This is a genomic window from Archangium minus (assembly GCF_044360475.1).
GTDB lineage: Bacteria > Myxococcota > Myxococcia > Myxococcales > Myxococcaceae > Archangium > Archangium minus.
In genome coordinates this window covers 3,692,708-3,712,366 of sequence record NZ_CP043494.1, presented here as the reverse complement: position 1 = coordinate 3,712,366, position 19,659 = coordinate 3,692,708, and the positions used below count along the sequence as shown (strand labels likewise).

General features: G+C 65.9%; 17 protein-coding genes. 7 read left to right on the top strand and 10 right to left on the bottom strand.

From position 1 onward, the window contains the following. Positions 1 to 454 precede the first annotated feature (454 nt). On the top strand, positions 455 to 1,264 hold the full coding sequence (locus F0U60_RS15310; protein ID WP_395819932.1) for a hypothetical protein: 810 nt from the start codon (positions 455 to 457) through the stop codon (positions 1,262 to 1,264). A gap of 61 nt (positions 1,265 to 1,325) precedes the next feature. Here F0U60_RS15310 and F0U60_RS15305 read toward each other — a convergent pair whose 3' ends face one another. Then, the gene (locus tag F0U60_RS15305) at positions 1,326 to 2,546 is read right to left on the bottom strand and encodes an MFS transporter (RefSeq protein ID WP_395819929.1); all 1,221 of its coding nucleotides are present in this window, start codon (positions 2,544 to 2,546) and stop codon (positions 1,326 to 1,328) included. Positions 2,547 to 3,198: 652 nt separating this feature from the next. On the opposite strand from F0U60_RS15305, the gene F0U60_RS15300 reads away from it, so the two are divergent. Continuing rightward, on the top strand, positions 3,199 to 3,855 hold the full coding sequence (locus tag F0U60_RS15300; protein ID WP_395819927.1) for a DsbA family protein: 657 nt from the start codon (positions 3,199 to 3,201) through the stop codon (positions 3,853 to 3,855). A 297-nt stretch (positions 3,856 to 4,152) separates the two neighbouring features. Here the strand turns inward: F0U60_RS15300 and F0U60_RS15295 are convergent, their stop codons facing one another. Further along, positions 4,153 to 4,812 carry a glutathione S-transferase family protein gene (locus F0U60_RS15295; protein WP_395819924.1) on the bottom strand — a complete coding sequence of 220 codons (660 nt, stop codon included), beginning with the start codon at positions 4,810 to 4,812 and terminating at the stop codon, positions 4,153 to 4,155. Between the two features lie 215 nt (positions 4,813 to 5,027). Here F0U60_RS15295 and F0U60_RS15290 point away from each other — a divergent pair, with 215 nt between their 5' ends. The 4 genes from F0U60_RS15290 (at position 5,028) to F0U60_RS15275 (ending at position 8,822) form a co-directional block, all read left to right on the top strand. Beyond that, a complete protein-coding gene (locus tag F0U60_RS15290; RefSeq protein WP_395819921.1) occupies positions 5,028 to 5,486 on the top strand; it encodes a carboxymuconolactone decarboxylase family protein in 459 nt (152 codons plus the stop codon). Continuing rightward, positions 5,486 to 6,367 carry a sigma-70 family RNA polymerase sigma factor gene (locus F0U60_RS15285; protein WP_395819918.1) on the top strand — a complete coding sequence of 294 codons (882 nt, stop codon included), beginning with the start codon at positions 5,486 to 5,488 and terminating at the stop codon, positions 6,365 to 6,367. Before F0U60_RS15290 ends, F0U60_RS15285 begins: the two co-directional genes overlap by 1 nt. Before the next feature lie 379 nt (positions 6,368 to 6,746). Next, the gene (locus F0U60_RS15280) at positions 6,747 to 8,114 is read left to right on the top strand and encodes a right-handed parallel beta-helix repeat-containing protein (RefSeq protein WP_395819915.1); all 1,368 of its coding nucleotides are present in this window, start codon (positions 6,747 to 6,749) and stop codon (positions 8,112 to 8,114) included. Between the two features lie 132 nt (positions 8,115 to 8,246). Next, positions 8,247 to 8,822, top strand: a complete 576-nt coding sequence (locus F0U60_RS15275; protein ID WP_395819912.1) for a hypothetical protein — start codon at positions 8,247 to 8,249, stop codon at positions 8,820 to 8,822. Positions 8,823 to 9,204: 382 nt separating this feature from the next. On the opposite strand, the gene F0U60_RS15270 is transcribed toward F0U60_RS15275, so the two are convergent. From F0U60_RS15270 to F0U60_RS15240, 7 genes are all read right to left on the bottom strand, one after another. Beyond that, positions 9,205 to 9,372 (bottom strand): hypothetical protein, encoded by a 168-nt coding sequence (locus tag F0U60_RS15270; protein ID WP_395819909.1) that lies wholly within the window; start codon positions 9,370 to 9,372, stop codon positions 9,205 to 9,207. 383 nt (positions 9,373 to 9,755) lie between these two features. Next, entirely contained in the window at positions 9,756 to 10,583 is an 828-nt protein-coding gene (gene istB / locus F0U60_RS15265; RefSeq protein ID WP_395817573.1) for an IS21-like element helper ATPase IstB, read from the bottom strand. Next, positions 10,580 to 12,067 carry an IS21 family transposase gene (gene istA / locus F0U60_RS15260; RefSeq protein ID WP_395804709.1) on the bottom strand — a complete coding sequence of 496 codons (1,488 nt, stop codon included), beginning with the start codon at positions 12,065 to 12,067 and terminating at the stop codon, positions 10,580 to 10,582. The genes istB and istA overlap by 4 nt, the downstream gene beginning before the upstream one ends. Further along, positions 12,064 to 12,648: a hypothetical protein gene (locus F0U60_RS15255; protein ID WP_395819906.1), complete on the bottom strand. Its 585-nt coding sequence runs from the start codon at positions 12,646 to 12,648 to the stop codon at positions 12,064 to 12,066. Before F0U60_RS15255 ends, istA begins: the two co-directional genes overlap by 4 nt. 4 nt (positions 12,649 to 12,652) lie before the next feature. Beyond that, the gene (locus F0U60_RS15250) at positions 12,653 to 13,099 is read right to left on the bottom strand and encodes a hypothetical protein (RefSeq protein ID WP_395819904.1); all 447 of its coding nucleotides are present in this window, start codon (positions 13,097 to 13,099) and stop codon (positions 12,653 to 12,655) included. A gap of 605 nt (positions 13,100 to 13,704) precedes the next feature. After that, complete coding sequence (locus tag F0U60_RS15245) at positions 13,705 to 13,902, bottom strand: hypothetical protein (protein WP_395819901.1); 198 nt, start codon at positions 13,900 to 13,902, stop codon at positions 13,705 to 13,707. Between the two features lie 421 nt (positions 13,903 to 14,323). Continuing rightward, the gene (locus F0U60_RS15240) at positions 14,324 to 16,402 is read right to left on the bottom strand and encodes a sodium-translocating pyrophosphatase (RefSeq protein WP_395819898.1); all 2,079 of its coding nucleotides are present in this window, start codon (positions 16,400 to 16,402) and stop codon (positions 14,324 to 14,326) included. A 452-nt stretch (positions 16,403 to 16,854) separates the two neighbouring features. Between F0U60_RS15240 and F0U60_RS15235 the strand changes: the two genes are divergently transcribed. After that, complete coding sequence (locus F0U60_RS15235; RefSeq protein ID WP_395819895.1) at positions 16,855 to 18,087, top strand: cytochrome P450; 1,233 nt, start codon at positions 16,855 to 16,857, stop codon at positions 18,085 to 18,087. A 29-nt stretch (positions 18,088 to 18,116) separates the two neighbouring features. Here F0U60_RS15235 and F0U60_RS15230 read toward each other — a convergent pair whose 3' ends face one another. Beyond that, positions 18,117 to 19,496 (bottom strand): cytochrome P450, encoded by a 1,380-nt coding sequence (locus F0U60_RS15230; RefSeq protein ID WP_395819892.1) that lies wholly within the window; start codon positions 19,494 to 19,496, stop codon positions 18,117 to 18,119. Positions 19,497 to 19,659 lie beyond the last annotated feature (163 nt).

The following is a 19,659-nucleotide window of genomic DNA, read 5'->3' as shown; positions in this document are numbered from 1 at the left end:
GAGCAGGCCGCGCTTGACCCGACCTGGCCTCGAAGAGAGAGAAGGGAGGACCTGGGAGTCACCGGTTGGATGGATCTCCCAGGGGAAGGATGTGACCAACCAAGAAGGTGGGCAGGCTGGTGGACTGGAGCGGCAGCTTCTGGGAGCGGCGTTACTCGGCCGAGCCAGTGCTGGACGACGCGGCGCTGGTGGGCCGGCTGCACTACGTGCTTGCCCATGGCGTGAAAGAGGGGCTCGTGGAGAAGAGCGCCGAGTGGCCGGGCCTCACGTGTCTGCCGCAGTTGCTGGGGCCTGCTCGGCGACTGTTCCAATGGTTCAATTGGACAAAACGCTGGAGCAAGAGGGGGAGCAAAGACATGGCAGGAGCGCCCTCTCGGCGACACCCTCTCGGATCTGTTCATGGCCAACAGTGGTGACATGACCCGCGGTGAGTGACTGCAAGATGATGCGATGCATGCGCATGTCCGCCCTGCTCGTGTCGGTGCTGTCCGTGTTGCTGCTGGGTGCACCGGCCCATGCCGAAGCATCTCCGCCGCAGGACGTCGAGGAGCTCTTCCTCACCGAGACCGCGGACTCCCAGGAGCAGTTCGAGCTGCAAGCAACGCTCGGCATCCAGGGAGCGCGGAGGAACACCTGGGAGACAATGGAGCTCTCGTTACTCACGGAGCTGGGTCTGACGGATCGGCTCCAGGTGGAGGCGAGCGTGCCCGTGCAGTGGGCCCTAGGTGGAAAGGGCCGCGGCCCTTCAGGGTCGAACCTCGAGACCGGGCTGCGCTATGCGCTCGTGTCCCGGGCGGACCTGGGACTGGTCGTCTCTCCCGGACTCGAGCTGGAGCTGCCGCTGCCCTTCTCGCGAGCCAATGAGCCGGGGCCAGGGCTGGAGCTCACCCCGTCCGTCAGCGTGGCGCAGGCGCTGGGAGCCGTACGTCTGCACCTGAACCTCGCGCTCGGGGTACAGGTTCCAGATGGGGAACAACGGGAGCTCGAGCTGGAGCCCGCCGTGAACGTCGCGATCACCGTGACGCGCGGCGCGCTGATCCCCTTGCTGGAGCTTGGGTTCACCAGGGAGGAGGAGGCACACGTGTGGCTCGCTCCAGGGCTCGTCTGGCGCGCCGCCTCCTGGTTCCAACTGGGCCTGGGAGTGCCCGCGCGCCTGGAGTCCGGAGGAGTGGCCGAGGTGAGGCCCACGCTGCTCCTCACCGGCGAGCTCGAACTGGCCGAAGAGGAGGAACCGGGCTCGAGAAGGGTGTCTGACGATTTGTAGGGACAAATCGGAGAGCGCGAAGTGTCGCAATGAATTCTTTGACACCTTCTCAGACACCTTCTCAGCGCGGCGCGGTGCGCCAGGCAACCCAGGCGCCGAGGGCGCTCAGGACCGAGCCGCAGAGGATGGTGATCCCCGCCCAGGCCGGGCTTCGGTTGCCACCGATCGCCCAGGCGTAGAGGGACGTGAAGACGAGCGGGGCGACGACGCTCGTCGCACTCGCGATCGAGGAGACGATGCCTTGCAGGCGCCCCTGCTTATCGGCGCCCACGGCCTCTGACATCAGGGTCTGCAGCGCCGGCCGGACGATGGCGCCCAGGACGGCGACGAGGGCTCCTGGCCAGAACAGGACGGTCACGGGCGCAAGCCCCATCGCCAGCATGCCGAAGCCTTGGGTCGTGGAGCCCAGGATGAGGGCCCAACGCTCGCCCAGACGGCGGGCGGCTGCGCCGGCGACGAAGCTCTGGACGAGGATTCCGAGCGCCGCCTCCACGGCCACGAAGACGCCGAACTGCATCGTGCTCCAGCCGTAGCGGTGGGCGGTGTAGAGCACAACCATGTTGTCGCTGCTCTGGAAGGAGAGCCACGACAGGAGCAGCACGACCGCCAGAGGGCGAAGGGCGGGGTGGGTTCCAAGCAGCCGAAACGCCTCCCCGAGCCTGGCCCGCGGCTCATGAGGCGACGTGCGATGCGCTCGGGCAAGCGGCTCGGGCAGGAGGCTCACCACGTAGAGCGCGCCCACGACGGCGACGGCGGCGCCGACATAGAACGGCGAGCGAAGGTCGGCCTCCGCCAGCCAGCCACCAAGCAGGGGGCCTGCGAGAATGCCAGCGTAGAGGGCGCCATTGACGAAGCCGTAAGAGCGGGCGCGCTCGTCTGGCGGCGCAGTGTCGGCCACGCCCGCCATGACCGCGGCCTGGGCTCCGAAGGAGAGGCCGCAGACGATCCGCCCCGCAAGCAGCCACCAGAGGTTCGGTGCCAGGGCGTCGAGGAGGAGTTCGAGCCCGATGCCTCCCATTGACAGAAGCATGAGCGGCCGGCGACCGAACCGGTCGGACAAGGCGCCCAGGAGCGGGGCCATGACAATCTGGGGCAGCGCCCAGGCCACCTCCAGCCAGCCGACCCAGAGGGCCGTCATGCCGGGATTGTTGTCGAGGAACGAGCCCACCAGGCGCGGAAGCACCGGGAAGCTCACCGATTGCGCCAGACCATCCAGGAAGATCAGCAGGGAGAGGCGCGCGACCATGCCCCGCGCGGTGGGCGTGTAGAGACGGGAATTCATCGGCAATTCGATCACAGTGGGCCGCAGGTGGTGGCCGCTTCAAGGGATCGGAGCAAGTCCGGATGGAGCACTGCGCGGAGGCCCGCGCGGGACGGACTTTAGGCTCGAGTCTTGCCGGTGCAGATCATGGGGCAAGCCTGGATACGACGCGGCCCATGGGCAAGCCGACGCGGAAACAACAAGCTCGGCCGTGGATTGACGGAGGAGGTTGGCGGCGTGCACGGCAGGAAGGTCCCCTTCGAGAGTTGGCGAGCATCACCCTGCACGCCCGGATGCGAAAGTTTGAGGTAAGGCTTCTCCAATCCCTTTCAGCCTAAGCCGAGCTCCTCCTGCAATGACGACAATGGGACGTGGGTGGACGTGGGCTCCAGCCAAAGCTACAGCCAGGATATCTGTGGCTCGACGGATCTTCGCGTGACGGTCACCTCGGCAGGCCTCTTCGCCACGGACGACATCCACCTCTGGGTGGATTGAATTATCCGCTCCAGCAGTACGCCCCCTGCCTGGTCCAATCGCGGCGTCCGCTTCGTGTGGACGGATCGCTGAAACTCGCGCGCGCCTCGTGTCACTCCTGAGGGCGCGGCGAGAATGGAGCCGCGCCGCCGGCTCCGTTCCTGGAGCGGCGACTCTCATTGCGCTCACGAGGTTCACCATGAAGTCGTTCCTGTCCGCTGGCGCGGCTGTCGTCGCGCTGCTGGGGATGTCCATGCATGCCGTCGCCAGCACGCCTCCCCCCACGAATCCTCCCGAAGACTGCAAGCGTCCGCGCGCGGAGGCCGTGGAGACGCAGGCGCTCGCCGCCACGCCGCGCACGGATGCCCCCGCAGTTGGACGCGCGGACGCGCCGGTAACGGTGGAGGTGTGGTCTGACTTCCAGTGCTCGTTCTGCGCTCGCGGGGCCGACACGGTCAAGGCCCTGCGCGAGAAGTACGGGCAGCAGGTGCGCATCGTCTTCCGGCAGAAGCCGCTGCCCTCTCACCCGAACGCACGGCTGGCGGCCATCGCCTCAATGGCCGCGCATGAGCAGGGCAAATTCTGGGAGTTCCACGATGCGCTCTTCGCCCATCAAGACGCGCTGGACCGGGCCTCGCTGGAGGCCCTTGCCGGCAAGCTAAACCTGGATGTGGAGCGCTTCCGGCGTGCGCTGGACTCGAGCACCTGGAACAACTACGTGGACATGGAGCTGGTGGAGAGCCAGCGTCGCAAGGTCAACGCCACCCCCACCTTTTTCGTCAACGGCCAGATCATCGCCGGGGCGCAGCCGCTGAACGTCTTCACGCGGACCATTGACGCGGCGCTCGCGCGCTGACAGGCACCGCACGAGGGCCGGGTCCCCCGCTCGGCCCCCGTGGCCCGAAAACACCTGACCGAAAAGCCTTACCTCACGAGCGGATGCAGGGCTTCGGCGCGACTGGATGAACATCGACTGGGAGCGTGGAGCCCGCGCACAGTGCTCACAGGGAGTCAGGCGGGAATAGAGGCTAAACAAACTACCGCGGGCGATGCTGCGCTTTGTGCCAGGCAGCACCATCACCCTTGATCGGTTCTACTTCGGCTTCAAGTTGCCGCAAGACGTACCTGGTCTTTGGGCGGGTCCGCTTTCGCCCTACTTCAACTGATCGAGCGCGAGCACATCGGGCCGGTTGCGGTGCTGATCGGCCCAGCGGGAGAGCTCCGGAGGCAGGCGCCAACCCAGCGAGACCATCTGCGCAAGCACGGGGAACTTGGGCGCACGCTGGGGCAACGTGGCGAGCCAGTGCTCCGCAGTGACGAGCCACATGTCCGCCGCCGACCAGCCGCTCCGGGCGACGGTGGGGCGCGAGAGCACCGACACGCGCTGGCCCAGTGCGTCCAGCGCGCGCTGGACGCGCTCCATCGCCTCCGTCTTCACGGCCCCCCAGGCCTCGGAGGAGTGAAGCGCGTAGTACCGGGCGCCAATATCCGCGACGGTGTTCAGGGCGACGTCAACGAGCGAGGCGATCTCGAAGACAGCGAGCGCATCATCGGGCTCCGACGGCCAGAGCTTCGGAGCCGAGGGGTAGGCCCGATCGAGGTAGTGGGAGATCGCGGTCGAGTCCCCGAGGACACGCCCATCCTCCTCGACGAGAACGGGGGTCGTCTTGAGCGGGGAGAGGCGGCGCGACTCCTCGAGAAACTCCGGGTGGGCACGCACGTTACGCAGCTCGACGGTGAGCCCTTTGTGCGCGAGTGCGAGGCGGGTACGGCGGGCGAAGGGTGAGGTCTGGATGTGGAAGAGGAGACGCATCGTCAGCGAACGGCGAGAGGGTCGACGGTGAAGGAGGGCTGCCGGTCGCAAGCATACGCGGCGAACAGCGGTTCGAGCGCGGCCAGAATGGGGAGGCCACTGCCCCCAACCCCCTGTAATTACAGAGGAGATACCTGGCCGGGCTTGCCCATGTCACATTCGGCGAGAGGCCTCGTCTTGAGCTCGGAAGTCATCCACTCACGAGGAAAACGCTCATGACCCCGAGACTGAACCCCTTCGCCGCCTCCAGCCTGATGAAGCCCCTGATCGACTTCGGGACCACGGTGGTCCAGAACGGCCTGGAGCCCAGCCTGATGGAGCTGGTGAAAATCCGCGCCTCGCAGCTCAACGGCTGCGCCATCTGCCTGCACATGCACACCCTGGAGGCCCGCAGGCAGGGTGAAACGGAGGAGCGCCTCTACCTGCTCGACGCATGGAGGGAGTCGCCGCTCTACAGCGAGCGTGAGCGCGCGGCGCTCGGCTGGACGGACGCCCTGACCCTGGTGGCCGAGACCCACGCGCCCGATGAGGCCTACCAGGCGCTCCAGGCGCAGTTCACAGAGGAAGAGCAGGTGAAGCTCACCTTGCTGATCACCGTCATCAACAGCTTCAATCGGATCGGCGTCGGCTTCCGCCTGAGCCATCCGGTTCGCGCCGAGAGGTCGGTGGCCTGATGACCCCCCCATCCGAAAAGGACGCCGCGGCCACCTTCGACCCCTTGCGGCCCAAGCTGGTCCGCATCGCCTATCGGATGCTGGGGTCGGTGGCAGACGCCGAGGATGTGGTGCAGGAGGCCTTCATCCGCTGGCTCGCGATCGATCGCAGCGCGGTGCGCGAGCCGGAAGGCTTCCTGTGCCGCGTCGTGACGCGGCTTTGCCTGGACCTCCTGAAGTCGGCTCGGAGGCAGCGGGAAACCTATGTTGGGCCGTGGCTGCCCGAACCGGTGGTCGAGGCGGATGGTCACGAGGAGATCGACGACGTCACCCTGCCGCTGATGATGGCGCTGGAACGTCTGTCGCCCTTGGAGCGCGCCGCCTTCCTCCTGCACGACGTGTTCGGCGTAGGCTTCGAAGAGCTCGCAGAGACCCTCGGGCGTGAACCAGCGGCCTGCCGCCAGCTCGCGAGCCGCGCCCGAACCCACGTGCACGCCGCGCGCCCGCGTTTCCAGATGCCCAAGGAGCAGGGCCTGGAGATCGCCTCGGCCTTCTTCGCGGCGTCGCGCAGCGGCGACCTGCGGACGCTGCAATCCCTGCTGGCCGCCGATGTGATCGTCCACGCGGACGGCGGCGGCAAGAAGCCAGCGGCGATGGCGCCGATCATCGGCATCGACAAGGTCATGGCCCTGCATGCCGAGCTCGCGCGCATCCTGGCGAAGCAAGGCTCACGGCTCGTGCGCTACGGCTACATCAACGGCCTGCCCGGGTTCGTCACCATCGAGCCCGGAGACACCCTGCAGACCACCGCCCTGCAGCTCGAGGACGGCAAGATCGCCGCGATCTTCGTGGTGCGCAATCCGGACAAGCTGCGCCACCTGGCCGGTGACGTCGTCCACTGACTGAGAGGGGCGCCTCCACCACGCCAGCTCGGAGCAGCTGGCGTGGTGTTGAGCGCCAGGCCGCAGTGGCCCACAAGCCCAAGAAAACACCCGGGGAGTGGGCACTCCGGCACCTGGCGCACAGACGCTGGACGTATTCGCCTGTTTGAGGTGTGGAGGCCGGCGGGGTGCGCTCTATTTCCTCATACTTCAGGAGCGGGGAAACCTTGACCCCATATACGCACTCATTACACGACTCCCCAGCCGAGCGCGCGTAAGCGTTCGGATTTGCTAGTGTCGGACAATACCGATTATGCAGACTACGCTTTCCTGTAAGGCTTTACCTCTTGCTCCACCTGGTCAGCCGTGATTCGATACCGTAAAAACAGGAGGTTTTTTGATGTATAATAAATTTATACACCACGCACTGTTCAGCCTGGTCATCGCGGGATGCGTCCTCGGGGGATGTGGGCCAGAGGAGTCTGAGACGCTCTCGCACAACGAGCCTGCGGCTTTGACAGAGATTCCGGCAGTCGACGCGGCGAGCCTGGGCATTGACAGCGATAGATCGGACGCTGCTTCGGCGTCGGCTACCACTGCGGTCGCGGCCAAGACCTATTATGTTTCGCCCACCGGAAAGTCGACCAATACCGGTGCCAGTTTCAACAGTGCCTGGGATTTCAAAACCGCTCTCGCCGCGGCCGTGGCCGGAGACACCATTTTGCTTCAGGGCGGGACGTACTCGATTCCCTATACTCCTGGAGCGAAGAACACGCTTGCGTTCACCAAGTCCGGGCAACCAGGCAAACCCATCACCGTTTCGTCTTACAACAACGCCCGAGCCGTGTTTGATTTCTCCTTTCCTGCCCAAGCCTGGGTCCAGGATTCCTACGGCTTTTACGTTACCGGCAGCTATTGGATCTTCAAGGGTATCGATATTACCCGAGCTGGGTACCAGGGCGCCTACGTTACCGGCTCCTACAACACTTTCGAGAACTGCCGCTTCTACGACAACCGCAACACCGGCCTGGAGATCAACAAGGGGGGCAACCATACCACGGTGCTCAACTGCGATGCTTTTCGGAACTACGACCCGAAGAAGCTCGGCAGCATGGCCGACGGCTTCGGACCCAAACAAACCATGGGTCCCGGGAACGTCTTCATCGGCTGCCGGGCCTGGGAAAACTCCGATGACGGCTACGACGCCTTCGATAGCCCTGAAAAGGTTATCTTCAAGGACTCTTGGGCCTTCCGAAATGGGGTCGACGTTTGGGGATACGGTGGCTTCACCGGCAATGGCAACGGCTTCAAGATCGGTGGCAACGCCAAGCAGGCCAATCACCAACTGACCAACTGCGTGGCCTTCGGCCAGCCCAAGAAAGGTTTCGACCAGAACAACAATTCCGGCGGGGTGACCATCTACAACTCGATCGCTTACAAAAACGGCACCAACTTCGGGCTCGGAAACCCGCTCAACGCGGGCCAGAAGCACATCCTCAAGAACAATATCTCGCTCGGTGCCTCGAACAGCATCGCCAATTCCACCGAGCAAAAGAACTCTTGGAACACTGGCTTCTCGGTGTCGTCGGCCGATTTCCAAAGCCTGGACACCAGCCTGGCAACTGTCGCCCGCAACCCAGACGGGAGCCTGCCTGCCACGACCCTGTTCCGCCTCAAGTCGACGAGTGCCCTCGTCAACGCTGGGGTTGACGTCGGTTTGCCCTACAACGGCTCGGCGCCCGACTTGGGAGCCTTCGAGACCCCGTAGTAGCATCAGCTCGACAGGCGCGGGGCTCCGCCCTACAAGCGGGCCGAGCCCAGCACATCTCGTCGAATAAGACTGTGCGTACCCTGGCTGCCTTGCAGGGTACAGTCGAAAGGGCTTCCCAGGAGAATCATCATGTTAAAGGGATTGATCCTCATTGTAAGTGCAGTGTTGCTGGCCGCTTGCGGCGGAACCGGAGATGAGCTGTCGCAAGTCGACGAGGAACTGCTCGCTCAGGCGGAGAATGCGCTCTGTAATACTTGCGGCGAGGGAACGCACATCCAGGGCTATTACTGCGATACCACCTGCGGTCAATGTACCGACACCACCCGCAACGCCGCCATCTGCGCGCCCAACACCGCCGAGGGGTACTGGCGGTGTGGAGGGACCCTCAGTGGAGGGTGCCCCGAGGGCTGGCATAGCACCGGCATGAAGTGCATCCACGACTGCTCGACGACTGGCGAGTGCGCCAGGAGTTGTTCGACTGATGGAACGTGCAAGTACACGGCCAACGCCATCCGCTGTGAGCCCAATACGGAGGGCTTCTGGCAATGCGCGCTCAACAACGGCTGCAAGTCAAGCCACTCCGCATGCAAAGTCCTCGCGACCAATTCGAACTACCCGGACTGCCCACCGCTGAGCTCGGTCGACTCGAGGAACGTGATTTACTGCGCGGTCCCCGGCACCACCTCGTGCCCCACGGCGCCGTGAGGTCTGTCTCAAAGGCATGCCGGTAGCCTCCTCCACGTTCGGAAGGAGCATCGTGGAGCCCCCCAGGACGAAGGGTGTTACCGAGCACGCTGGATGAGGGAGAAGTGGGCCCGGGTGAGCGAACTGGTTGATGGGCAGGCTCCCCGTGAGCAGGGGTAGCCCATCACCGAGGCTGGAAAGGGGAGGCACGTTGGCTGATGGGATGGCCGGGAGCCCGCGGGTTGGGCGAGCCACACCCTTCCCCGCCGGTCCGGGTACTCGGGGTGTGCCGGGAGTAGAGCGGCCAGCAGGAGAGCGGAGCCGAGCGGCAAGAGGCCACCTGGTGCTTCTGGGAAGAGGACGGGAAGAAGACGGCCCGTGACGTGCGGCAACACGCCACGGGCTACGAATAGGACAGCCGCGCCCTGCTCAGCCTCGTCCTCGTCGGCCTGCCCGAGCTCGAGGACCGGCTCTGCCTGAGCACGCACAAGTCGCTGCTCTCCAGGCTCCACACCCGCTTGCGCTTGGAGCCGGTGAGCGCCGACGACTCCGCCGACGCGTCAACACCCATCTTCACACTCGTGTCAATGTGCACGCCCGCCCCTGGGGTGGGCGATCGTGTTGCCTACACAGCCACGTTTTCAGGATCAGTCGCGAAGAGCGCATGAAAGAGCGTGGTATCAGGCGGCTCCAGTAGATCCACGATGAGCGGGATTCGAGTCTCGGCGATCTCGCGAGGAAGGGCCTCGGCCCCGTGCCCAGCGTCAATTACTTTTTCCCCTTGGCGACAATTACACTTCCCCATCGGGTTGATGCCCTGACTGCGTTCACTTCGTCGTCGCCGTAGTCGTCGTCACGTCCATCGAAGCCTCTGGGTCGGTCACCTCCTGTGCTGTGGGCAGGGCTGTGGATGAGGGGGGCCCGGGGGGAGACTCAAAACCTGTGGACAGGCTGTTACTCGTCCCCGGGCGCCTTGCGCGGGGCCTTGTCGGCCGTCTCCCGGCTCCTGGCCTTCTCGCTGCGGTAGCTCTCCCCGGTGAGCTCCAGAATCAGCGCGTGGTGCACCACCCGGTCAATCGCCGCCGCCGTCGTCATCGCGTCCTTGAAGATTCGGTCCCACTGCGAAAACACCAGGTTGCTCGTAATCAGGACGCTCCTGCGCTCGTAGCGCTGGGCCAGGAAGGTAAACAGCACCTCCATCTCCTCCCTGTCCTGCTGGATGTAGCCGATGTCGTCGATGATGACCGCGTCGTACCCGTCCAGCCGCCGCAGCTCCTTCTCCAGCAAGAGGCTCTTCTTGGCCGAGAGCAGTCGCTGCACCAGCAGCACCGCCGGGATGAAGAGCACCTCGTAACCGCGCTGCACCAGCTCGTGGCCTATGGCGCTCACCACGTGCGTCTTGCCGCGGCCCGGCAGCCCGAAGGCCAGCACGTTCTCCGCGCGCTCGACGAAGCCGCCCTCGCACAGGGCCGGTAGCTGGCGGCGCACCTTGGCCGGCAGCTTCTCCTGCTCGAGCGTGGCGAGCGTCTTGTCCGTGGACAGCCCCGAGGCCTTGAGCAGTCGCTCTATCCGCCGGCCCCGGCGCTCGCTCAGCTCCAGCTCCACCAGTTGGCGCAGGTAGTGCGGGCACGTCCATCCCTCCTGCCCGGCGCGCCTGGCCAGCTCCTCGTGGTGGGCTGCAAACGCAGGCAGCTTCAGCGCTCGCAGCAGCATGGCCAGCGTCTGCTGCTGCTCGTCGGCGGCGCTCGCCGCTGCTCGCAGGGACGTGGAGGTGGTGCTCATGAGGCCACCTCCCGCTGCGCCACCAGCAGCGCGTCATAGCTGCTCAGGTCCACCTCGGGCTGTGCCAGCTCGGGCACCTCGGGCCTGGCTGGCGCCACCAGCGCCTTCACCTGCTCGGCACCGCGCAGTCCGCCCTCGGCCAGCAGTCGCGTCAGCACCTGCTCCACCTGGGACTCCAGCGTGGAGGCCGAAAGGTGAAGAATCCGCAGGTACTCCACATCCGCGGCTCTCCCCTCGTGCACCCGCTGCAGCTCGTCATACGCCTGGCGGAATACCAGCGAGGGGAAGAGGTCCTCCCGGTAGCGGTACTGCGCGAAGGCCCCTGGCTTCTGCACCAGCGACCAGATGATGTGCCGGTAGTTGATGCGGTGTCCGTTGCGGCCCACCAGCCTGTCCACCACCAGCTGCGGCTTTCCCGCGTGCAGCACCTCCAGCCTGTCGTCGTACACGCGCACCCGCACGCGCTGGCCCACCAGCCGCGAGGGTACCGAGTACGTGTTGTGCTGCACCCGGATGGTGCTCCATGCCGTGACGACTACCTCCAGCTCGCTGTACTCCACCAGCCGCTGCACCGACAGCGGCCTCATCGCCGCGAGCTCCTCCTCCACCTTCGCGCCGCGCAGCCGGTTGGCCTTCTCCAGCACGCTCTGCACCCAGCTCTCGTACGCCGCGGCGCTCTCGAAATCCCGGCTGCCGCGCATCAGCAGGTGCTGCAATAGCCGGCGTTTGAGCGCGCCGTTGAGCGCCTCCACGTCCCCGTTCTGCTCCTTCTTCCCCACTTCAATGGTGCGCGGCTCCATGCCCAGGTGCTTCATGAGCGCGAGGTACTCGGCGTTGAAGCCCCGCTTGCCGTTGCGCAGGTCGTGCGTGGCGCTGGTGGAGTTGTCCGTCTGGTGGTAGCGCGGCACCTTCCCCAGCCGGAAGACGGCCGCCTGCACTCCTCGCTTGATGGCCGCCATGGACTCCGAGTGGCACACCGTCGCCCATTCCCAGTTGGAGTAGGGCAGCACCGGGTGGCACAGCAGGTGCGCGAAGGGCTCGCCTCCCACCGTCACCTCCAACTCCTTGGCCCAGGTGAAGTCCGTCTGCATCGCTTCCCCGGGCCGATGCTCCTGGGCGAAGAACACCTGCTTCTCCGGTCCCTGCTGCGCTCTCCACTGGCGCACTCGCCGCTGCAACGTGCGCAGCTGCCCCGGCTTGTAGCGGCCCGGCTCGCGAGCACACAGCTCCTCGAAGAGCGTCTTGGCCTCCAGCTCCGGCGCCTCCTTCAGCCGCTCGGCCAGGCTGTCCCACTGCTCCTCGAACGGGTCCTCCCGTGTCCTCCAGGTGCGCTCCTGCTTGAGCTCCGAGGGGAACTTCCCCTCCTTCACGTACTTGCGTGCCGTCTTGCGGTCCATCCCCGCCCGGGCCGACGCCAGCCCGAGGCGACCGTGCTTCGCCATCTCTTCCATCAGCTTCCTCACCTGGGCATCCGTCGTCCTCACCCGTCCATCCGAACCTCCGGAGTCACCGGGTTTCTACCGACGGCTGCCGTCACTCTGGATGGGGAGGTGTAATTGTCGTTGATGGGGAGGTGTAGTTGTCGCTGAGCAGCCCCGAACATCGCCTCGATCTTCCTGCCAACGACCTCCGCGAGCGCATGCATCTCGGGCGGAAGCGGATCGAAAAAGACCTTGGCGGCGATCACGTCTTTACCTTTGTAGTCGTACTGCAGGCCATATACTGTATAGATAGGCGCCAGGATGCTGAGGCATCCAACAACCCCCCAGCGGCGCTCCCGCAGCCCATCCTCATGACTCGCCTCCACGGGCTGCCGATCTGTAAACACAGTACAGCGGAAACAGGAAGAAGAGGTGGCCGTAGCATGTCCGATCTCGAATTGCGGAAGCGCCGCCCTGAGCTCGCGCATGAGCTCGCGCCATTGATCCAGCTTCCTGCGCTCTTGCTTCCACAAAGCCTGGAACCTCTTTAGCTCGGGGCTCCTTTCCAGCTTGCCATCGAACTCATGGTCCGAACGCCAGTATTTCCGAACGATAGAAAGCAACTCTTCCGCTGAAATTGGCATGGGCTTAGAAGTCAACTCGGATGGGCTTTGTTTCCTCTTCACACCAAGCTGTTACTCTTGAGCCAAGCACGGCGCGATTCAAAACGACGTTGAAGGTGCTCGTGAGTTGCCTAGAGACGAGGCCAGGAAGTGGAGATACCGGGGAGGCGATCACCTCCCTCAAAGCCTCGTTGGCACAATCGGCGGCGATTCGCTGAGCAAGCGGCTCGGACATCAATCCAAACTTTTCGGTCGCGATGGGCATTCCCACGCCGAACTTGCAGAAATAAGGTTCCAAGGTCGACTTATTTACTACGGTTGCATGGATACACGCGGCACGCCAGCCATCTGCTCCTGCTTCGGTTTTTTCGACAATGGTGGAGAATTGGAAGTGGCTGGGCTGGTACTGATTGATGCTGCATCCTGAGAGAGCTGGCAGAAATACCCTCAGCAACCGCAGGAGCGCGGACATCCGCGCGAGTTGCCTTGAAATGCCCACGGTACCGCCACAAACCTGGAAGTGCATGAGGAGAAAGTGGTGGCGCCTAAACTGCCTGTTTACCGGTCGAAGGCGAGGATTGGCCCGCCGAGCCAGGAGCTTGTCAAAGTATCGCCAAAAAACGACTCCTACATATCAACCGTAGCGGTGCGCTCAACTCGCACTACCCGATATGTAGTGGGGTCGTTGAGATATTTCGACAGGCACCGAGTGGAGGCGGCGGGACTCGAAGCCGCCGCCGGAGGCGTCCGGTGAGAGCGCTACAGAGCGGTCGAGAATGGGTTTCTTGGGACTTCCGGCCGCAGCACGGGCCTGCTGTAGACCTGACGGCACCCGACGGGGTGCTCGCCCTTCTGGAGTACCTGGCGCTGCCCTCGCAGCCTCCGAAGCGGCTCCCAGCGCAGGAGCCACTCCAGCGCGCGTGGTGTTGAGTCCAGCGCAACTGCCGGCTTCAGCCCCTCCCCTCCCCTGCCTGGAATGGTGGCCTGGGCCAAGGAGGGCCACCCAGGGTGCGTCCCGCCAGACACCGCTGCGTCGCCCCGACCCAACCCCCTCGCCTCGAAATGGCGAGAATCGAGTCAGAGGGACGGCTGCTCCCGCTGCATCAGGGCTTCCACCTGGCGCCTGAGGGCCTGCAACTGGTGGAGCTTCTCCCTGAGTTCCCCGCGCATCTCGTGCTGGTCGGTGTGGAGGACCTCGTCGTGCAGATCCTCAATGCTTTCGGCCAGGCAGCCGTGGAGGAGGTCGAACTGCTGCTGGGAGAGCTCCAGGACCATGGGACACCTCTCTGTCAGCGCAACAACAATTGCAGCGATAGCATTCCTCCCTCACACCCGAGGGAGCGGGTGCGAGCGCACGCGCGTCAGGCCCGCAGGGGCTGATGCTGCTGCTCCTGTTGCCTGGCGCACAGGCGGTCGCGGAACACAATGAAGCGTAACACGCGCTCGCCCACCGCGGAGGGGCCCGGTCCAAGATCTCCTGGCGAGGTGTTCGGTGTCCTACGTCAGCGGCTCGAGCTGCTGCCGGGGGATCGTGCGGCCGTCCGGCGCCTACCTCTACCGGACTGGTCCGTCCGACCCGCTCCCGTCTCCAACCGGTACTCCGAGGCACCGCGCGGCCTCCTGCGGAGGACGCATGGTGCGAGATGCCAATTGCGGTGCGGCGCCTCGACCTCAAGGCGCCGCACGGAAGCGCTGGCTACCTGAGCGCGATGAGGGACGCCACGAGCAGCGACACGACGCTCATGACCTTGATGAGGATGGCAACGCCCGGGCCCGAGGTGTCCTTGAACGGGTCACCCACCATGTCGCCGACGACGGCGGCCTTGTGGACGTGCGAGCCCTTCGCGTGGCCCGGCAGCTTGCCTTTCTCGATGTACTTCTTGGCGTTGTCCCACGCGCCGCCCGCGTTGGCCATGTAGAGCGCCATCGTGGCGCCGACGACGAGCGCGCCGGCCAGGAGGCCCGCCAGCGCCCCAGGCCCCAGCAGGAAGCCCACCAGCGGCGGGGCGACGACGGCGATGAGGCCCGGGAAGATCATCTCGCGCAGGGCGCTCTTGGTCGAGATGTCGACGATCTTCTTGGGGTCCGGATCGGCCTTGAGCTCCATCAGCCCCGGAATCTCGCGGAACTGGCGGCCGATCTCCTCGACGATAGCGCCCGCCGCGCGGCCCACGGCGAGCATCGTCGAGGCGCCCACCAGGAACGGGAGGATGGAGCCCAGCAGCAGGCCCACGATGACGTTCGGGTTGGTCAGCAGCAGGCTCATCTCCGGCATGCCGGCGGCGACGCGCGTGTGATTGACCTCGAGGTTGAACGCCGAGAAGAGCGCGATGACGGTCAGCGTCGCCGAGCCAATGGCGAAGCCCTTGCCGATGGCCGCCGTGGTGTTACCCACCGCGTCCAGCTCGTCGGTGATGGCGCGCACTTCGGGGCCGAGCCCCGACATCTCGGAGATGCCACCCGCGTTGTCCGAGATGGGGCCGTAGGCGTCCACCGTCATCACGACAGCCGTGCCACCCAGCATGCCCACGGCCGACAGCGCGATGCCGTACAGGCCGAGCGCCCGGTCCGCGATGTAGGCCACCAAGGCGATGGTGGCCATCGAGATGCCTACGCTCTCCATACCGACGGAGAGGCCGCGGATGAGGTTGGTGCCCGCCCCCGTGACGGAGGCCTCCGCGATGCGCTGCACCGGCGTGGACGAGGTGTAGTAGTCCGTGGCAAGGCCGATGATGGCACCGCCGAAGGCGCCCGCGGCCAGCGCCACCGTGATGGACTGGGAGAGGCCGAACAGCTGCATCATCACGAACGACAGCGCCACCAGGATGACAGGGGGCATGATGAGGGCACTGCGCAGGACCTGCGCGGGGTTCATGTGCTTGAAGGCGCGCGCGATGAAGATGCTCAGCACGCTGACCACCAGGCCCACCGCGGACAGCACGAGCGGGAGCACCACGCCCGCCACCTTCGCGCTCCCCGTCGCCGAGGCGTCCACCACGAGGCGGGAGAGCTCCGTCGCATTGGCGGTCAGCGCTATCGCCATCGCGGCGACGATGGCGGCCACCATGGACTCGTAGATGTCAGCGCCCATGCCGGCCACGTCGCCCACGTTGTCGCCCACGTTGTCGGCGATGACGCCGGGGTTGCGCGGGTCGTCCTCGGGGATGTTCTCGATGACCTTGCCGGCGATGTCGGAGCCTACGTCAGCGGCCTTGGTGTAAATGCCGCCGCCCACACGCGCGAAAAGCGCGATGGAGCTCGCCCCCACGGCAAAGGAGTGGAGGATGGGGGAGAGGTGCTCACTCCCCTTGAACGCGTAGTAGACGCCGCCCATCCCGATCAGGCCCAGGCCGGCGACGGCGAGCCCCATCACGGCGCCGCCGTCGAGGGCGACCAGGAGCGCGTTCGGCTTCGAGCCGGTGCGCGCGGCCTGCGCGGTGCGCACGTTCGCGTAGGTCGCGGCCTTCATGCCGATGTAGCCCGCGAGCAGCGAGAGGAACGCGCCCAGCACGAAGCTCGCGCTCGCCACCCAACCCAGCGCCAGGCCGATGAGCACCGCGATGACCACGCAGTACACCGCGAGCACCTTGTACTCGCGGACGAGGAACGCCATCGCGCCTTCGCGGATGTAGCCCGCGATGCGGTTCATCGTCGCGTCACCCTCTGGGAGCGACTTGACGCGGAAGTAGAAGAACGCTGCAAAGAGCAGCCCCACGGCGCCGATGACGCCCGGTGCGACTGCCCAGAAATTCGACTCGAGACTCGACAACTCCATCGATCCTCCAGAGCAGTACCGGGGACAAGCCCTCCGGGTCGCTCGTATGCCGCAAAATTTGTACGGAGGGCGTATACGGGATTTCAGAGCAAGAGCGTAGGAGGAACAGGCGGCCTTTTCGTGCACCTCCCCCGCAACTCGTTGCGAACCCGGCCGCACTCGGGGTATGAGCTGGGCGCCGCACGTCCCTTCCCCGTCTTCTCACCTCCGGGAGGGACTCCTCCGCTTGCGGTGGCCCCTGCGCGGAAGTGGCGACCCACCGAGCCCTACATGGCAGCGGCGCGGACGTGACCGCCGGAGTGGGGGAAAAGGGGCGATGGAGTACATCGGCGAGGAGGCCGCTCCTCCAGGCTGGATGCCCTGGAAGAAGGCTTTTGGGGAGAGAATCGGCAGGGCCCGCCGCTTCATCCAGAGGCGCCGGTGACTACTTGCACGAGGAACCCCTGATGGGCATGCCGATGGAAGTTGCCGACCCCTACGGGCTGCTGAGCCCCGAGCGAAGGCAGAACCCCTACCCCTTCTACGCCCGGCTGCAGCGTGAGGCGCCCGTGCACTTCAGCGAGCCGTGGGGGGCCTGGGTGGTGACGCGCTACGCCGATGTGAATGCGGGCTTCCGCGACATGCGCTTGTCATCGATCCGGACGGGCATGTTCTCCCAGGGGATGCCCGAGGAGGTCCTCCGGAAGCTGGAACCGATGAGCCGCAACATGGCCTCCTGGCTGCTCTTCCATGATGCGCCCTCGCACACACGCCTGCGCTCGCTCATCAACAAGGCCTTCACGCCGCGCATGATGGAGGCGCTGCGTCCTCGTATCCAGGCGCTGGTGGGGGAGCTGCTGGACGCGGTGAGGGGTAAGGCGCAGATGGAGGTCATCTCCGAGCTGGCCAACCCGCTGCCCGTCATCGTCATCGGCGAGATGTTGGGGCTGCCGCGGGAGGACCGGTACCGGCTCAAGCAGTGGTCGGACAAGCTGGCGACCCTCATCGGCACGGGCCGTCCGACGCTGGCGGAGGTGGAGGGGGCGTTGGGGGCCATCCTCGAATTCGAGGACTACTTCCGGCCGCTCCTCGCCCAGCGGCGCACCCAGCCGGGCAATGACCTGTTGAGCGCGCTGGTGCAGGCGGAGGAGCAGGGCAACCTGCTGAGTGAACAGGAGGTGCTGTCCACCTGCACCCTGGTGCTCTTCGCGGGGCATGAGACGACCACGAACCTGATTGGCAACGGGCTGCTGGCGCTGCTGCGCCACCCGGAGCAGTGGGAGCTGCTGCGGGGCGCGCCCGAGCTGCTGCCGGACGCGGTGGAGGAGCTGCTGCGCTACGACTCGCCGGTGCAGTTCACCAACCGCGTGGCGGCGGTGGACCTGGAGTTCGGAGGCCAGACCCTCCGAAAGGGGGACCGGGTGATTCTGATGATCGCGGCGGCGAACCGGGATCCGGCGCAGTTCTCGGAGCCGGACCGGCTGGACGTGCGGCGCAAGGAGGTGCGTCACCAGGGCTTCGGCATGGGCCCGCACTACTGCGTGGGCGCGGCGCTGGCACGAGTGGAGGCACAGGAGACCTTCGCCGCGCTGCTGCGCCGCTTCCCACGAATGCAGGTGGCGCCAGGGGCCTTGCCCGAGTGGGTGGACAACGTGGGCTTCCGCGGGCTCCAGTCGCTGCCGGTGGTCCTCGAGCCCACGGCCTGAGCGGGGACTGCACACCCGGGCGGAGGGCTTCAGCGCGCGGAGAGGGTGACGGGGAGCTCTCCCTTGGGACGCAGGGTGAGGAGGGTTTCGGGCGTGGGGGTGTAGCCCTCCACCATGCGAGGGCGGTGGCGCTGGGCGAGCGTGGCCAGGATGAGGGTGCCCTCCATCAGCGCGAAGTTGTTGCCGATGCACTGCCGGGGCCCGCCAAGAAAGGGGAAGTAGGCGTACCGGGGCCGCACGGCGACCTGCTCGGGGGTGAAGCGGTCCGGGTCGAAGCGCTCGGGGTCGGGCCAGAACTCGGGCAGGCGGTGCGTGGCGTAGGGGCTCAGATAGAGCGAGGAGCCCCCGCGCACCTGGTAGCCGCAGACCACGTCGTCCGCCACCACCTTGCGGGTGAGGGAGTAGATGGGGGGGTAGATGCGCAGCGTCTCGTCCAGCACCCTGCGCGTGTAGACGAGCTTCGGGACATCCTCCGCGGTGGGCAGGCGGCCCCCGAGCACCTCATCCAGCTCCGCGTGCAGCTTGCGCTCGGCGTCCGGGTTCTGGTGCAGCAGCACCCAGGTCCACGAGAGCAGGTTGGCGGTGGTCTCATGGCCCGCCAGCAACATGGTCAGCACCTCGTCGCGCAGCTGCTCATCATCCATCTGCTCGCCCGTCTCCTCGTCCTTGGCGAGCATGAACATGGAGAGCAGGTCGCCATGGTCCTCCAGGCGCTGGCGGCGCAGGCTGATGATGCGGGCCACCACCTCGTACAGGGTGCGCCTGGCCTCGCGGAAGGTCCGGTCATAGGCGGTGGGCAGGATGGGAGGCAGGAGGCGCAAGGTGCGAAAGCGCTCCACGGTCTGCTCGTTGAGGGTGTTGAAGGAGTCGGCCACGGCCCGGATCTCCTCGCGCATGTCGGTGCCAAGCAGGGCCTCTCCGACGATGCGCAGCGTGAGCGACATCATGTCGTTCACCGCGAGGCGGCGCTCCCCCGAGCGCTGGGCCGCGGCCCAGTGCTCCGACAGCTCGTCCGCCGCCTTCACCATCTGCGCCCCCATGGCGGAGATGCGCGCCCGGTGGAAGGCGGGCTGCGCGAGCCTGCGCTGGCGGAGCCACGTCGCGCCTTCACTCGTGAAGATGCCATTGCCGGCGATGCGGCGGATGATGGCGTAGCCGAAGTGGTCCTTCGTGTAGTTCTTCACGTGGTCCTGCAGCACGTGCTTGAGGCCATCCGGGTGCGTCACGAGGTAGGAGCGCAGGGGGCCGAAGCGGTACTGAACCACGGGCCCGTACTCCATCGCCGTCCGCAGGTTCCAGCCCAGCACATCCTTCTGGACGTCGAGCGCCACGCCGAGCAGGGGCAGCCCGCGAGGGCCTGGGGGGATGCGGGGCGGAGTGGAGGCGGGGACCGCGGTAGTGGCATCCATGAGGAGGCTCCAGGCTCGAATGGGTGCACGCGAGCATAAAGCCAGAGCTGGGCTCCTGGTGTGTGCCGCTCGGCCGACAATTTTCCGGCGTCCTCGCGGCGAAGTTCGGGAAGAGCCGCTCGACCTGGCGGTATGAGCGTGGACGCCACTGTCCCGCGTCAGG